13 protein-coding genes are annotated in these 15,069 nt (G+C 45.1%); 7 read left to right on the plus strand and 6 right to left on the minus strand.

Features of this window, described 5'->3' with window-relative positions; translation table 11 throughout:
* Positions 1-6: 6 nt before the first annotated feature.
* From aceE to ampD, 4 genes are all read right to left on the minus strand, one after another.
* The gene (aceE, locus tag ABUE30_RS06890) at positions 7-2,664 is read right to left on the minus strand and encodes a pyruvate dehydrogenase (acetyl-transferring), homodimeric type (protein WP_408622982.1); all 2,658 of its coding nucleotides are present in this window, start codon (positions 2,662-2,664) and stop codon (positions 7-9) included.
* Positions 2,665-2,743: 79 nt separating this feature from the next.
* Entirely contained in the window at positions 2,744-3,502 is a 759-nt protein-coding gene (gene pdhR, locus ABUE30_RS06895; RefSeq protein ID WP_408622983.1) for a pyruvate dehydrogenase complex transcriptional repressor PdhR, read from the minus strand.
* Positions 3,503-4,005: 503 nt separating this feature from the next.
* On the minus strand, positions 4,006-4,854 hold the full coding sequence (gene ampE / locus ABUE30_RS06900; protein WP_408622984.1) for a regulatory signaling modulator protein AmpE: 849 nt from the start codon (positions 4,852-4,854) through the stop codon (positions 4,006-4,008).
* Positions 4,855-4,868: 14 nt separating this feature from the next.
* On the minus strand, positions 4,869-5,465 hold the full coding sequence (gene ampD, locus ABUE30_RS06905; protein WP_408622985.1) for a 1,6-anhydro-N-acetylmuramyl-L-alanine amidase AmpD: 597 nt from the start codon (positions 5,463-5,465) through the stop codon (positions 4,869-4,871).
* Positions 5,466-5,614: 149 nt separating this feature from the next.
* On the opposite strand from ampD, the gene ABUE30_RS06910 reads away from it, so the two are divergent.
* The 7 genes from ABUE30_RS06910 (at position 5,615) to yacG (ending at position 11,518) form a co-directional block, all read left to right on the plus strand.
* Positions 5,615-6,100: a pilin gene (locus tag ABUE30_RS06910; protein ID WP_408622986.1), complete on the plus strand. Its 486-nt coding sequence runs from the start codon at positions 5,615-5,617 to the stop codon at positions 6,098-6,100.
* Between the two features lie 3 nt (positions 6,101-6,103).
* Positions 6,104-7,672, plus strand: coding sequence for a GspE/PulE family protein (locus ABUE30_RS06915; protein WP_408622987.1), 1,569 nt, complete (start codon positions 6,104-6,106; stop codon positions 7,670-7,672).
* Positions 7,653-8,864, plus strand: a complete 1,212-nt coding sequence (locus ABUE30_RS06920; RefSeq protein ID WP_408622988.1) for a type II secretion system F family protein — start codon at positions 7,653-7,655, stop codon at positions 8,862-8,864. The genes ABUE30_RS06915 and ABUE30_RS06920 overlap by 20 nt, the downstream gene beginning before the upstream one ends.
* A 61-nt stretch (positions 8,865-8,925) precedes the next feature.
* Entirely contained in the window at positions 8,926-9,807 is an 882-nt protein-coding gene (locus ABUE30_RS06925; protein WP_408622989.1) for a prepilin peptidase, read from the plus strand.
* 4 nt (positions 9,808-9,811) lie between these two features.
* Positions 9,812-10,423, plus strand: coding sequence for a dephospho-CoA kinase (coaE, locus tag ABUE30_RS06930; protein ID WP_408622990.1), 612 nt, complete (start codon positions 9,812-9,814; stop codon positions 10,421-10,423).
* 70 nt (positions 10,424-10,493) lie between these two features.
* The gene (locus ABUE30_RS06935) at positions 10,494-11,327 is read left to right on the plus strand and encodes a cell division protein ZapD (RefSeq protein ID WP_408622991.1); all 834 of its coding nucleotides are present in this window, start codon (positions 10,494-10,496) and stop codon (positions 11,325-11,327) included.
* Entirely contained in the window at positions 11,324-11,518 is a 195-nt protein-coding gene (gene yacG / locus ABUE30_RS06940; protein WP_408622992.1) for a DNA gyrase inhibitor YacG, read from the plus strand. Before ABUE30_RS06935 ends, yacG begins: the two co-directional genes overlap by 4 nt.
* Before the next feature lie 23 nt (positions 11,519-11,541).
* On the opposite strand, the gene mutT is transcribed toward yacG, so the two are convergent.
* A complete protein-coding gene (mutT, locus tag ABUE30_RS06945) occupies positions 11,542-11,934 on the minus strand; it encodes an 8-oxo-dGTP diphosphatase MutT (RefSeq protein ID WP_408622993.1) in 393 nt (130 codons plus the stop codon).
* A 74-nt stretch (positions 11,935-12,008) separates the two neighbouring features.
* Complete coding sequence (secA, locus tag ABUE30_RS06950) at positions 12,009-14,735, minus strand: preprotein translocase subunit SecA (RefSeq protein WP_408622994.1); 2,727 nt, start codon at positions 14,733-14,735, stop codon at positions 12,009-12,011.
* Positions 14,736-15,069: the final 334 nt, after the last annotated feature.

Genomic DNA, 15,069 nt, shown 5'->3' on the forward strand with positions numbered 1-15,069 from the left:
TAGCCCTTATGCATGCAGCGGGTTAATTTTGTCGGCATCGATATTGTATTTGCTGATCGCTTCAGCAACGACACGTTTATCGATTTGACCTTCTTCAGCCAGTTTATACAGTGTTGCAACGACAACATAATCAGCGTTAACTTCGAAGTGACGGCGCAAATTATCACGGCTATCACTGCGACCAAAACCATCGGTACCCAATACTTTGTATGAACCAGGAACAAAACTACGCACCTGATCTGCATAAACTTTCATGTAATCGGTAGCAGCAATAGTTGGCAGATTATCCAGTACGCTGGTGATATATGCTTGGCGTGGTTCACTTTCTGGATGAAGCATGTTGAAGCGATCCGCATCTTGCCCATCACGAGCCAGCTCGTTGAACGATGTCACACTGAAGATATCACTACCAATGCTGTATTCTTCACTCAGTACTTTCGCCGCTTCACGCACTTGCAACATAATTGTGCCTGAACCTAACAGCTGAACTTTAGCTTTGTCGCCTGCGTGTTCTTCGAGTTTATAGATCCCTTTACGGATCCCCTCTTCGACCCCTTCAGGCATCGCTGGTTGATGGTAGTTTTCATTCATCAAGGTGATGTAGTAGTAAACATTTTCCTGTTCACCAAACATCCGGCGCAACCCATCTTGCAGAATAACGGCCACTTCATACGCAAAACTCGGATCATATGAAATACAGTTTGGAATGGTGTTTGCCAAAACATGGCTATGACCATCTTCATGCTGTAGACCTTCACCATTGAGCGTTGTCCGCCCCGCTGTCCCACCGAGTAAAAAACCACGAGCTTGTTGATCACCGGCCATCCAGGCTAAGTCGCCGACCCGCTGGAAACCAAACATAGAGTAGTAGATGTAAAAAGGAATCATTGGCAGATTGTTGCTTGAGTAGGAAGTTGCTGCTGCAACCCAGCTCGCCATCGCGCCCGCTTCGTTGATCCCCTCTTGCAGAACCTGGCCTTTAATGTCTTCTTTATAGTAAGCCACTTGTTCGCGATCTTGTGGGGTATACTGCTGTCCACCTGGGTTGTAAATACCGATCTGACGGAATAAACCTTCCATACCAAAGGTACGGGCTTCGTCAGCAACCATAGGGACGATGCGATCTTTAAGTGCTTTATTTTTCAATAGTACGTTCAAGGCACGAACAAAACCAATGGTCGTTGAAATGTCTTTTTTCTGCTCTTGAAGCAGCGCACTGAAATCATCGAGTGCAGGGACAGGCAGTTCTTCACTGAAATGGGTGCGTCGTTGCGGCGTATAGCCATATAAGGCTTCACGATGCCCATGTAGATAGTCGTATTCAGCAGTCCCTTCTTCAATAGTCAAATACGGTAATTCTTTGACTTTTTCATCGGAAATATCCAAATGTAAACGATCGCGTAAGTGCATCACGGAGGTCATGTCCATTTTTTTCACTTGATGCGCGATGTTTTTACCTTCAGCGGCCTCACCCATGCCATAACCTTTGACCGTTTGTGACAAGATGACTGTGGGTTTGCCTTTGGTCGCTTTGGCATTGGCAAATGCTGCATATACTTTACGAATATCGTGGCCACCACGATGCAATGCAAAGATTTGTTGATCAGTCCAATCTTTAACCAGCGCTGCGGTTTCAGGATATTTACCAAAGAAATGTTCGCGCACATACGCGCCATCTTTGGATTTGAAAGTTTGGTAATCACCATCGATGGTTTCGTTCATCAACTGTAGTAATTTACCTGAACTATCGCGCGCGAGGAGTTCATCCCAATCGCTACCCCAGATCACTTTGACAACATTCCAACCAGAGCCTTTAAACTGACCTTCCAGCTCTTGGATGATTTTACCGTTACCGGTGACAGGGCCATCAAGGCGCTGTAAGTTACAGTTGATAACGAATGTCAAGTTGTCGAGCTTTTCACGCGCGGCAAAGGCAATCGCACCCCGTGATTCAGCTTCATCCATCTCGCCATCGCCTAAGAATGCATAGACATGCTGTTCTGAGCAGTCTTTCAGACCCCGGTTAGTCAAATATTTCAAAAAGCGAGCTTGATAGATAGACGATAGAGGCGCCAGTCCCATTGAAACAGTTGGAAACTGCCAAAATTCAGGAAGCAATTTAGGATGCGGATATGATGGCAACCCTTTACCTTCAACTTCTTGACGAAAATGATCCAGTTGATCGGCGCTCAAGCGTCCTTCAACAAAGGCTCGTGAATAAATCCCAGGAGAGATGTGACCTTGATAATAAACCAAATCGCCGCCATCTTTGTCATTCGGGGCACGGAAGAAATGGTTAAAGCAGGTTTCATACATCGCCGCTGCAGACTGAAATGACGCCATATGGCCACCCAGTTCCAGATCTTTTTTCGATGCACGTAAGACAATCATCACCGCATTCCAACGAATAATCGCTTGGATTTTACGTTCCATCTCAATATCACCGGGATAATCTGGCTGATCTTTCAAAGCGATGGTGTTGATATAATCGGTTACTACGGACCCACCTTTAGCAGATACGCCATCAATACTAGCTTGATGCAATACCTGTTCAATCAGATACTGGGCCCGCTCGATACCTTCTTCACGAATAACCGACTCTATTGCATCAATCCATTCGTTTGTTTCAAGTGGATCCACATCATGTTGCAGAAGATCTGACATGGTATATTCCTCAATCGTTGCTCTATCTAAAGATAGCTTTAAGTTGTTCTAACTCCCGGCATAGAAACCGGCACGAAGTTTAGTTTTGCTCTAACCGTCTAATTGAGCGCTCAATGCGACTCGATTCTCGCCGAATATCCAGCAAGGTTTCTTCAATAAAGGCGAGGTGCTGATAAGATGCATCACGCGCCTGCGCCGGTTGCCTTTGCACAATTGCTTCTAACAATAACTGACGATGTTCATCAATCTTGGCAGCCACCGTTGTCCGGGTGTACAAAATTTTAAAATTATGCAAGATATTTTGCTCAAGCAGTGGCCGTAAGCCCCGCATCATATGTAAAAACACCATATTATGAGATGCATTGGTAATGGCTTCATAAAAATCCATCACCGCAACAGCTTCAATATCAATATCACCTTGCTGCTGCGCTGTTTTAATACGCGTATGGCAACTATGGATCGAATCAAGATCCGCTTGCGTGCCGCGCAGCGCAGCGTAGTAAGCTGCAATTCCTTCAAACGCATGACGAAATTCCAACAAATCTAATTGTCCTTCCGGCTGCTCTGAAAGTAGCTTAAACAGCGGATCGGTTAATTCTTCACGCAAATCCTGTTGCACGTATGTCCCGCCCCCTTGGCGGCGAATCACAAGCCCTTTTGCTTCTAATTTTTGAATAGCTTCGCGCAAAGAGGGTCTGGATACATCAAACTGTCGAGCCAGTTCTCGCTCTGCAGGTAATCGCTGCCCTGGACGCAAACTGCCCTCCAAGATCATAGTCTCTAGCGACTGCACAATCATATCGGATAGCTTAGGCTGTTTGATTTTAGGATAACTCACTGATAATTCACTATTGGTAATACCAATTGACAGCCGGCAAGGTATCAAAACAGTCCCGTGAAGTCCAGAATTTTTGATTAACATCAAGTAGCTGACAAATACTGGTCAAATCAGCTTTAAAAACTGATTTAGCACAAAGAATTAGATAGAACGCAGGATAGAAAGTGACGCTATTTCAATGAAATAACACATACATTTAACATGATTATAAAAAGCTAACTGCAATTAATCTACGGTTGTAAAAAAGATCGTTTAACTCACTAAAAAAGATACATACTTACAACAAAATCAGCCACACATATACTGACTTAATCCATTACAAATAATCCACGCATCCCAGTTATACCGGACTTTCTTTAACAAGTATGGATAAAAGGACTTAATATGACGTAAAAATCATTAAAATAGCCATTTTAATGATTTTTAATAACTGTAGATGTCATCGACATTTATTAACCAAACACCCACCCTCACAACTGGCGATTGGCTAGAAAGATAACAAGCTAAATAAGCCAGCCATACAGTGTTAACAGCGCAATAATCACCAATGTCAAAAGCAAACTGCTCTTGAGTAAATGAACGGTCGCAATAGTCATCTCATTACAGGTGATTGGTTTTTGTTCATGCGCCTGACGGCAAGTCATCGCGATTGATCCTAACCAATCTGCATTGGCACGGCTGATATTATGCAGTGACGTTAACCACACTTTGAACCCTTTAAAACTGCCGGAACTTAACACATAGCTCAATCCACTCAGTCGAGAAGGTAGCCAATCAAGGCAATGCATAAGCCCTATTATATGGGCAAGTTGGCAGCCTAAGTCAGGGCGATCGATAGCCGTTCGTTGCAAACTGCGTAATAAGCCATAGCCGGCGGCGAATGCGGGCCCGCCTACACTAAACCAGAATACAACGGCAAAGTAGTAACGAAAATTAAGCCAGCATAAAAATTGACTGGTTTGATCCAGCGAATCTAAGGGCTTACTTGCACAACCGGGATAGAGATGAGTCAGTTTCTGATTAAATCTCTGACAAGCCGCCCGAGGATCTTGCGCGCCTAATTGAAGGTAATCGCGAAACGCACTTTGTAATTCAGGACACCCTAACACTAATAGCGGCAGAATCACCCACAACAACAATGAGCAAAAGCCAAATAGCCAACCTTGAATCGCCCACTGCAACAGTGCAATAAAACTTGTCGGCAAGATGATCCCAAACAACATCCAGCTCCAAGTGTGCCGACAAGGCAACCATGTGAACCAATGGCCTGCCAACTCGTGCCAGAACCAACGAGAACGATAATGTCGAGTACGCTCTAATACCAAAGCAAGGATCAAAGCAATTAATGACATAAATAACTCCCTTGTTATAACTGACCAACATATGAATCAAGTAATTGTCGATATTCATCCCAGTCGAAACCACACCCCGGATCGCTCTTGCGTCCTGGGGCTATCTCACTATGCGCAGCGATGCGTTGTTGAGTTATCTTTGGATAGCTCGCTAATAGCACGCTCGTCACCGCCACTAATGCAGTGTACTGGGCTCTGGTAAACGCGCCACTATCAATACCTTCAAGCTCGATCCCTATTGAAAAATCGTTGCAATTTTCTCGGCCATTAAATTGCGATACACCCGCATGCCAAGCACGGCGATTAAATGGAACAAATTGATGATACTGCCCGCATCGGTCAATCAGTAAATGAGCTGAAACTTCAAGCCCGGTGAGCGCATGTAACTCTGGATGTATGGCTGTATTAAGCTGCCCACAGAAGAACTGTTGCACCATCTGATTTCGATAGCAACCTTGCGGCAAACTGATACAGTGAATGACTAGCAGCGAAATATCCCCTGGATCAGGGCGTTCATTGAAATAACAACTCGGATATCGCAGTCCGCTGTTGAGCCAATGATCCAGCTGCGTTTGATCAATCCTAAGCGAAACCATGGATACCTCTGCCATTTATTATCTTATGCATCTTCATGTAAAGTTGTTTAATCTCCTAATGATTAATAATCCAAACGATTCGCTCATATCACTCACAAAACTATTGAATTTCTAGATAGTTCACTTCATTATTAATATATAAATCAATAGCAGAGAGAAAAGACATGCCAGGATTGGCTATCCGCGGATTCACCCTCATTGAATTAATGATCACGTTGGCCATTGTCGCTACTTTAGCGACATTAGCGATGCCCGTCTATCAAGGTTATATGGGACGGGCCCGCTTTAGTGGTGTGATTGCAGCAGCTGAACCCGTTAAAACAGCGTTAGAAGTTTGCATTCAAAGTCACTATCAAAACGACGATGTAGATGAGCTAGCAGATAAAGACCCCTGCATTGAAGCAACGCAAGCCTTCACTATAGGTGATACCAGCGCCCATCAGCACTCTAAATCGATCAAATCACTTGTCGTGAGCCATAATGCAGCCGCAAGCAACGGTCAGACATATACGATTGCAATCACCGCTCAAGATCTCAAAGATAGTGAAGGGAAAAATGTTGATTATCAGTTGGTTGGTACGATTAATAAACAGACTGGTGGAGTCAGTTGGAAAGCGCAAGGATCCTGTACTCAAATGGGTTGGTGTTAGTTTATGCGCAGTATAGCAGAACAGCTTTGCTTCAGTATGCCAGCTCAGTCCATGCTCGACACTCTGCAACACCAATATCCTCAACGTCCGCAACGCTGGTTACTCGAACTACTCGAACACGATCTGATCGATGCGGAAAGTATAATGCCATTAGCCAAACAGCTTGGTGATTACCCACAGCAAAATCTTCCTCATGGGGTCAGCCTTTTGCCCGGTCAGTTGCAGCTCCACCACCTCTTAGATTACCAAGTGATCTTAACCAGCCATTTCGCGGGGGTTTTACAAGTAGGCCTGCTCGATCCGAGTGATCATCAGCTCATTGAGGACCTACAAACCCTCTCGAATCAACTTATTGAACCGCTGCTGATGGAACCTTTTTATCTTAAGGCGCAACTGGCAATCCTCCAGTTGCAATCGACTAATAAGCCCGCAGCGGCACAAACGCTCTCATCGAATGACCCATCACTGAGCATGCAACTAAGCCATTTAATTGAACAGGCATCAAAGCAAGGCGTATCCGATCTGCATTTCGAACCCACCCAGCAAGGATACCGAGTACGCGCAAGAATCGATGGTTTGCTGCAACCTTTCGAGCAATTTCGCGCAGACACGGCAATGCGCGTCATTTCATGGCTAAAGATGAATGCTAACTTAGATATTGCGCAAAAACGACTACCACAAGATGGTCGTCTCATCTTGCCGCATAGCACCGCCGCAACATTGGATATTCGCTTAAGTACCTTACCGACAATTCTCGGTGAAAAGGTCGTCTTACGGCTTTTAGGGCATAACCAACAACACTTAACACTTCCCCAGCTAGGGATGACGCCCCAGCAACTCGAGCAGATGAATCAAAGCCTCAGCCAACCACAAGGCATGTTAATTGTCACTGGCCCTACCGGGTCTGGTAAAACATCCACTTTATATGCAGCACTAGCGCATCTCAATCAGCCCAACATTAATCTTGCCAGTGTTGAAGATCCAGTTGAAATTCAACTACCTGGTGTCAATCAAGTGGCAGTTAACCCAGCCGCTGAGCTAACCTTTGCGCGATTACTGCGGGCATTACTGCGACAAGATCCCGATGTCATGATGGTGGGAGAAATCCGTGATCGGGAAACATTAAACGTTGCTTTTCACGCTGAACAAACCGGCCATAAGGTGCTGACCACCCTGCATACCAATAGCGCTTTAGATACGATCAATCGATTAGCTCAACTCGGACTGAGCGACTATCAAATTGCCGCATCTGTAAAACTTATCATCGCCCAACGCTTAGTTCGCCGGCTTTGTCCTCACTGCCGGAAAGAAATTGATGGAAACTACCAACCTGTGGGTTGCGCGCACTGTCACGATGGCTATAAAGGGCGAATGGGGATCTTTGAATTACTGCCTATCACGGCGTCCTTGCGCTGCTCGCTCATAGGCCAAAACGATGCACAATTACAACAACACGTTCTCAAAAACGCGACGACGACTTTATATCAGCAAGCGCGCCAATATGTGACGCAAGGGCTGACCACCGCAGCAGAAATCAAACGGGTACTCGGGGATGAGCAGTCAACGACTTAACAGCTATCGCTGGAACGGCATCAATACTCACGGCAAACGTTGCCATGGTATCCGCTTCGCCGATTCAACGATAGCGCTGCAGCAACAACTCAACGATGAACAAATCAGTCTGATTAGCGAGCAGTCACTGCCGCACTTGGCTGATATTTGGATCAAGCGTTCGCTGTCACCTCGCCAACGCCAACAACTGATGCAGCAACTAGCCAGTGCTCTTGGCTCTGGGTTGTCACTAAAGCAAACACTGGCGAATATGCGCTGCGATTTAGATGATCCGAGACTGAGTGCAACGCTTGGTTTTTTACACGCAAGTCTGAATGAAGGGATCTCGTTTTATCGGGCATTAACCCACTGCGGGCAATTTCCAGCATTAGAGCGCCAACTTATTTATACCGCTGAGCAGTCAGGACAATTGGCACAAACATGCCATTACATCAGCGACTATTTAGAGCGGCAGATACAGCTGCGCCAACAGGCCATTCGGGCCTTAAGTTACCCAGCTCTAGTCTTTACTATGGCAATATCTATGTTATTTTTTTTGTTACACGTGATCGTGCCACAATTTAGTGCACTATTTACCCGCCTGCACACCCCTTTGCCTATGTACACTCAGTGGGTCATGCATCTGGCCCAGCTAACCCGTCACAGCCTACCACTTATCGGGGTGATATTGATGATGCTTGCCCTATTAGGTTACGCGTATCACCATTATCCATCCTATCGGCTCGCTTTTGACCGATTACAATTACGCATTCCATGGCTGGGCCAGTGGCTTGAGCAGCTCCAACGCGTTCGCGTTGAAACACTGCTAACCACCACCTATCAAAGTGGATTAACCCTGAAACAAGGGTTGGAATGTACCGTCACAGCATGCTCTAACCTTGCTTTTGAAAAGCGATTACGCAATGCTATGAGTGATTTAGAACAAGGCCAGAGCTTCTATTTGGCGACAAAAAAGCAAAAAATATTCGCAGCAAATAGTTTACAATTACTACGAATTGGCGAAGAAAGTGGAACGCTGGCTACAATGCTCAAAAAAGTCAGTGAAATCGATAGCAAACAGCTCACCTTAATCACACAAGTGAGCTTGGATTTGATTGAACCATTAGTGATGGCGATCGTGGGCCTATTGGTCGGTGGCATTGTGGTGGCGATGTATCTGCCAGTGTTTCAAATCGGCAATGTCATTCATTAAATCACGCCAACAATAACAATGTGCATTTTATATAACTATCCGTACGCTCAAAAGGCTCCCAATGGCTCATTTAACAATTTTATGGCAGCAGTTTCCAATATTATTCTTAATCCTCAGTAGTGTGCTCGCCTTGGTTATAGGCTCTTTTCTTAATGTGGTGATTTACCGTCTGCCATTGATGTTAAAGCGCCAATGGCGAGCGGATTGTCAGCAATTTTTAGGTGAACTTGAAGACGAGCCAGCACTTCCTGAAGGGATATTTAACTTAAGCTTGCCACGTTCATCATGCCCGCATTGCCAGCACAAAATTGCTTTTTGGCAGAATGTCCCACTGATTAGTTGGTTACTCCTGCGCGGACACTGTCACTATTGTAAACATCCAATTAGTTGGCGTTATCCGCTGGTTGAATTACTCTCATTGCTTTTGGTGATGTTAGCCTTTTTGCAGTTTTCTTTAACTGGAAAATGGCTGTTTGCTTGTTTATTTAGCCTCACACTATTGACCTTGGCCGTGATTGATTTGCGCACCATGCTGCTACCCGATCAGCTGACCTTGCCGTTATTGTGGATAGGACTGCTGGTCAATAGTCACCATCTATTTGTCAGTTTGCATCAAGCAATTTGGGGGGCAGCCCTTGGCTACTTGTGCTTATGGTCATTGTATTGGGGCTTTAAGCTACTGACTGGTAAAGAAGGTATGGGCTATGGTGATTTTAAGTTATTAGCCGCCATTGGCGCGTGGCTCGGCTGGGCATCGCTGCCGATGGTATTGCTGTTAAGTTCGGCGAGCGGCGCACTATTTGGCATATGGCTACTCATTCTCCGGCGAAGCAAACGCCAGACACCGCTGCCCTTTGGACCTTTTTTAACCTTGGGCGCGTTATGTTATCTATTATATGGGCCAACGTTGAGCTATAGCTATGGGCTACTGATTGGGGGATGAACAGATGATTGTTGCATTAACCGGCGGTATTGCGAGTGGCAAAACCACCGTGGCTAACTGGATAGCCAGTCGAGGGATTGATTGTATTGACGCAGACCTTATTGCACATCAGTTAGTTGCCCCAGGCACAGTTGGTTTATTAGATATTGCCGAGCATTTTGGTCCGCACGTATTAGATAAACACGGCGCATTAAATCGCCGCCTCCTTCGAAATTTAGTGTTTAACAATGCTAATGAACGCCAATGGCTTGAGCACTATTTGCACCCTAAAATTCGAGCACGAATGCGCCAACAAATAAGCGAATCTCGCTCAACTTACACCTTGCTAGTCATTCCGCTACTGGTTGAAAATAACCTGCAGCAGATGGCTGATCGCGTCCTAGTCGTTGACATCGAGCCGCATCGCCAGTTAACACGAATTTGCCAACGTGATCAGGTCTCTCTCCAGCAAGCGCGTCAAATTGTTGCAAACCAAGCTTCACGAGAGCAGCGCTTGAATATTGCTGATGATGTCATCGTCAATGACGGTTCACTGCAAGAACTGTTAGAAAAAACAGCACATCAGCATCAGCAATATCTGCAACTTGCTGCACGTTTAAACAGCATATTGAAATAAGTCACTAAATATCATTATGTTGGTAATGGCTACTGAGTAAAATTGGTTATGGTTAGTAAGGAATACCTCAATGGCAGTGCTAAAGCCAATGACAGTCAGCGCTGCAATCGATACACTAGAGACTGACCTAATATTCATAATCGTTAGAGTGCAAGCCGTGTTTAGTGAGTTAACTTTTGAACATCCACTCAGTGAAAAAATTCGTACCTATTTGCGCGTTGAGATGTTGTTCAATCAGCTTGAAAAAACTAAAACAACCCAAACTGATAATGAGGTGCAACATTTCTTTCGCACCTTGTTTGATCTCAATGAGGTGTTGGATCGCTGTGAATGGCGAAGCGACCTACTCAAAGATCTCGATAAGCAACGTTTGTTACTCAATCAATGGGCCGAGTTACCACAAATAGATACTCAGAAAGTATTTGAGTTAGTTGAGCGCACTAATCGCTATTTTCAGCAGATCAATCAACAACCCAAATTAGCCAATCTCATCAAAGAGGACCGCCTGCTTAATGTAGTACGACAGCGACTCGCCTTGCCCGGGGGAGCTTGTAGTTTTGATCTCCCGCAGCTGTCTTATTGGCAACATCAAAGCGATGAACAGCGCATGGGGAATGTGGAGCATTGGCTGACCCCTTTTGCCCGTGTCGCTGAAGTGATGATCTATCTGCTAGATATGTTACGTGAACAAGGCAGTGAGGAATCCATTATTGCCCATGAAGGTTTTTATCAGGGCCAACGAGAAGGCTGTGTATTGATTCGTCTCAAAATGGCGGCACCTTTACAAGGTTATCCTACGATTAGTGGCCACAAAAATCGCTTTGCAATTAAATTTATGTCTCTTGATGGTGCGGTGTTAAACGATCTTCCATTTACCCTGACCTGTTGCAGGAGTTTTGCATGACTAAAGTAATCATGGTGGCGTGCCCAACGTGCCATAAACAAACTGAATTTTCACCGAATAATCGCTGGCGTCCATTTTGTAGTGAACGTTGTAAGCTGATTGATCTGGGTGAATGGTCCAACGAAGATAAATTTATCCCCGGTCAATCCATTACCGAGGATGAAGATAAACCAGATAGTTGGAACTTTTAGCTGCTGATTTAAACTTAACCAGTCTATTGCTGCAAGGCATCCAAAATAGGCTGGTTTGCTTCTGGGAAAGAATAATCGGCGAGCTGAGCACAGGACACCCAACAGATTAGTTGTCCTTCTTGACCTTGAGGCTCTCCACTAAAGTCACTCACCCAATAAATATGTAACCCTACGGCCTTATCACTATATTGATGATGGATCTCTAGGCGTTTTTGACAGTGATCGGTGATAATCATAATGCCAAGTTCTTCTTCAAGCTCTCGCGCCAATGCATCAAGCTCGCTTTCACCTGATTCAACTTTACCACCAGGAAATTCCCATAAGCCACCCTGATGCTGTTTGGCGCTACGTTTAGCGATCAGTACCTGTTCATCTTTTAAGATCACACCAACGACGACCTTAACCTCTCTACCCATTTATGTTTCCTCATCGTTATCATCAGACAAAAAAAAGCCCGGACCAGCCGGGCTCATTTTAAACATTCCAACAATTAGCTCAAGCGACCATGGCAATGTTTGTATTTTTTGCCACTGCCACACGGACAGAGATCATTTCGACCAATTTTCACGCCATCTCGAATAACTTGCTGAACTTGGCTCATCCCTTCATCATCATCGCTATCACTGCTATATGCAGAGCCTTGATGACGGGCATTACGATTCACTTGTTCGGCTTGTTCACGGCGCAGTCGCTCCATCTCTTCAACTTCTTCAGGCGCCTGCACTTCCACGCGACTTAGAATCGTCACCACATCATATTTGAGTGAATCCAATAACTGAGTGAACAACTCAAAGGACTCACGTTTATATTCCTGTTTTGGATCGCGCTGAGCATAGCCTCGTAAATGGATCCCTTGACGTAGATGATCCATCGCTGCCAGATGCTCTTTCCACAATTGATCGAGCGTTTGCAGCATGACCGATTTTTCAAACTGGCGCATTACTTCTTCACCAACCAACTCGACTTTCTGTTGATAGTGAGCCGTTACCGATTCTATAATTCGCTCACGCAATGTTTCTTCATAGAGTTTGTCATCTTCATCCAGCCATTTTTGAATAGGCAGTGTGACTCCAAACTCATTTTTCAGATGATCTTCTAATCCCTTAATATTCCACAATTCTTCAAGCGATTGCGGTGGAATATAACTATCGATCGCCTGATTGGCGACATCTTCACGGATCACGTGAATCGTTTCGGAAATATCATCAGCATCCATCAGCTCATTGCGCTGTTCATAGATGACTTTACGCTGATCATTGGCTACATCGTCAAATTCTAACAATGATTTACGAATATCAAAGTTACGACCTTCAACTTTACGCTGGGCACCTTCAATTGCCCGAGAAACCCAAGGATGTTCAATGGCTTCACCCGGCTTCATCCCCAGCTTCTTCATCATACCGCTGACTTTTTCAGATGCAAAGATACGCATTAGCGGATCTTCCATCGACAAGTAGAAACGGCTTGAACCCGGATCACCTTGACGACCAGCACGGCCACGCAGCTGATTATCAATGCGTCGTGATTCATGACGCTCGGTACCGATAATGTGCAGACCACCAGATTGAAGCACTTGCTCATGCACCGCCTGCCACTTCACTTTAATTGCAGCGATATCGTCTTCTGTCGGGTCATCTAATTGTTCCTCTTGGCTCTGCCAGTTCCCACCTAAGATAATGTCTGTCCCACGGCCAGCCATATTGGTTGCGATAGTCACAGCACCTGGAGCACCCGCTTCAGCGATAATTTCAGCTTCGCGTTCATGATGTTTCGCATTAAGGACTTGATGTTTGATCTTTTGCTGATTCATCAATTGAGAAAGATATTCAGAGTTCTCAATGGATGCCGTCCCGACCAACACCGGTTGCCCACGTTCAATACAACCTCTAATATCTTCGATAATAGCTTGGTATTTTTCTTCGGCTGTGAGGTAAACCAAATCCCCTCGGTCATCGCGGACCATCGGTTTATTGGTTGGGATAACCACGGTATCTAAGCCATAAATTTGCTGAAACTCGAACGCTTCGGTATCAGCAGTCCCGGTCATCCCAGCTAATTTTTCATACAAGCGGAAATAGTTTTGAAAGGTAATGGAAGCAAGCGTTTGGTTCTCACTTTGAATTGGCACGCCCTCTTTTGCTTCAACCGCTTGGTGTAAGCCTTCAGACCAGCGCCGTCCTTCCATTGTTCGCCCAGTGTGCTCATCGACAATCACCACTTCTTTTTTGGCATTGACGATATAGTCGACGTCACGTTCAAACAAGGTATGTGCACGCAAAGCTGCGTTGACATGATGCTGCAATGAGATACTTGACGCCGAATACAATGATTGTTCTTGAGCCAATAAGCCGCGCTCATGCAAGAGATCTTCAACATAGATCTGGCCACGTTCGGTTAAAAACACCTGCTTGGCCTTTTCATCTACGGTAAAGTGACCGTCACCAGTATAGTCTTCGGTATCTTCTTTATCTTGTTTGGTCAGATATGGAATGATTTCATTGACTTTGACATACAACTCAGAACTATCTTCAGCTGCACCGGAGATAATCAGCGGGGTGCGAGCCTCATCAATCAAAATTGAGTCAACTTCATCAATCAGCGCATAGTGCAAAGGCCGTTGAACCCGTTGTTCAGGTGCGTAAGCCATATTATCGCGTAGGTAGTCAAAACCGAACTCATTGTTGGTCCCGTAAGTAATATCGGCTTGATAGGCTGCGATTTTCTCTTCAGGCTCCATCCCTGTCACATTCACAGAGACAGAAATATCGAGAAAATCAAATAACGGACGGTTTGAGTCAGCATCGCGCTTGGCCAGATAGTCGTTGACGGTAATGACATGCACACCTTTACCGGTCAGTGCATTTAAGTAAGCAGGCAAAGTTGCGGTTAAGGTTTTCCCTTCACCGGTGCGCATTTCGGCAATTTGGTTTTCATTAAGAACCATCCCACCAATCAACTGTACGTCAAAGTGGCGCATGCCATACACCCGTTTAGAGGCTTCACGAACCGTCGCAAACGCTTCTGGCAACAATGTATCGAGCTTTTCACCATCGGCTAACCGGCTGCGAAATTCCGCCGTTTTAGCTTGCAGTTGTTGATTACTGAGCGCTTCAAAATCCGGTTCCATTTCATTGATCTGTCGAGCTATTTTGCGTAGTTGTTTAACCGTACGCTGGTTTCGGCTACCAATAATTTTGGTAAGAATTTTACTAATCATGCGTATTATCTTTTATGAGTCATTCGAAATATGATTGCATCCACCAACACGAGCTTGTGCAGTGGATTGAAATAAGGGCTAAGGGAAAGTGCTAATAAAGTAACAAGTCGATCTAGACTGGCAATCTTTCCGTGTAACCGTGCTCTAGTACTATAGATAGAACGGATTACCATACCATGAAAAGCTGGGATCTCAACCCGATCGCTGTTAGTCGTATTGCTCATAGGTATCGTCAATGCATCCTTTCGCATCTATTTACAAGTTGAAATGACAAATTCTTAGCATTTCCAAACATTGCAAAATATGTCAATAATGAGATGGAGGCAAAATGGGT

Source organism: Celerinatantimonas yamalensis, from assembly GCF_046054155.1.
Classification (GTDB): domain Bacteria; phylum Pseudomonadota; class Gammaproteobacteria; order Enterobacterales; family Celerinatantimonadaceae; genus Celerinatantimonas; species Celerinatantimonas yamalensis.

Excerpts from the sequence above, each read along its gene's own strand:
- ampE (WP_408622984.1), bottom strand. The coding sequence starts at position 4,854 with ATGTCATTAATTGCTTTGATCCTTGCTTTGGTATTAGAGCGTACTCGA.
- yacG (WP_408622992.1), top strand. The coding sequence starts at position 11,324 with ATGACTAAAGTAATCATGGTGGCGTGCCCAACGTGCCATAAACAAACT.
- ABUE30_RS06925 (WP_408622989.1), top strand. The coding sequence starts at position 8,926 with ATGGCTCATTTAACAATTTTATGGCAGCAGTTTCCAATATTATTCTTA.
- aceE (WP_408622982.1), bottom strand. The coding sequence starts at position 2,664 with ATGTCAGATCTTCTGCAACATGATGTGGATCCACTTGAAACAAACGAA.
- coaE (WP_408622990.1), top strand. The coding sequence starts at position 9,812 with ATGATTGTTGCATTAACCGGCGGTATTGCGAGTGGCAAAACCACCGTG.
- ABUE30_RS06915 (WP_408622987.1), top strand. The coding sequence starts at position 6,104 with ATGCGCAGTATAGCAGAACAGCTTTGCTTCAGTATGCCAGCTCAGTCC.
- secA (WP_408622994.1), bottom strand. The coding sequence starts at position 14,735 with ATGATTAGTAAAATTCTTACCAAAATTATTGGTAGCCGAAACCAGCGT.
- ABUE30_RS06920 (WP_408622988.1), top strand. The coding sequence starts at position 7,653 with ATGAGCAGTCAACGACTTAACAGCTATCGCTGGAACGGCATCAATACT.
- mutT (WP_408622993.1), bottom strand. The coding sequence starts at position 11,934 with ATGGGTAGAGAGGTTAAGGTCGTCGTTGGTGTGATCTTAAAAGATGAA.
- ABUE30_RS06910 (WP_408622986.1), top strand. The coding sequence starts at position 5,615 with ATGCCAGGATTGGCTATCCGCGGATTCACCCTCATTGAATTAATGATC.
- ampD (WP_408622985.1), bottom strand. The coding sequence starts at position 5,465 with ATGGCAGAGGTATCCATGGTTTCGCTTAGGATTGATCAAACGCAGCTG.
- ABUE30_RS06935 (WP_408622991.1), top strand. The coding sequence starts at position 10,494 with ATGGCAGTGCTAAAGCCAATGACAGTCAGCGCTGCAATCGATACACTA.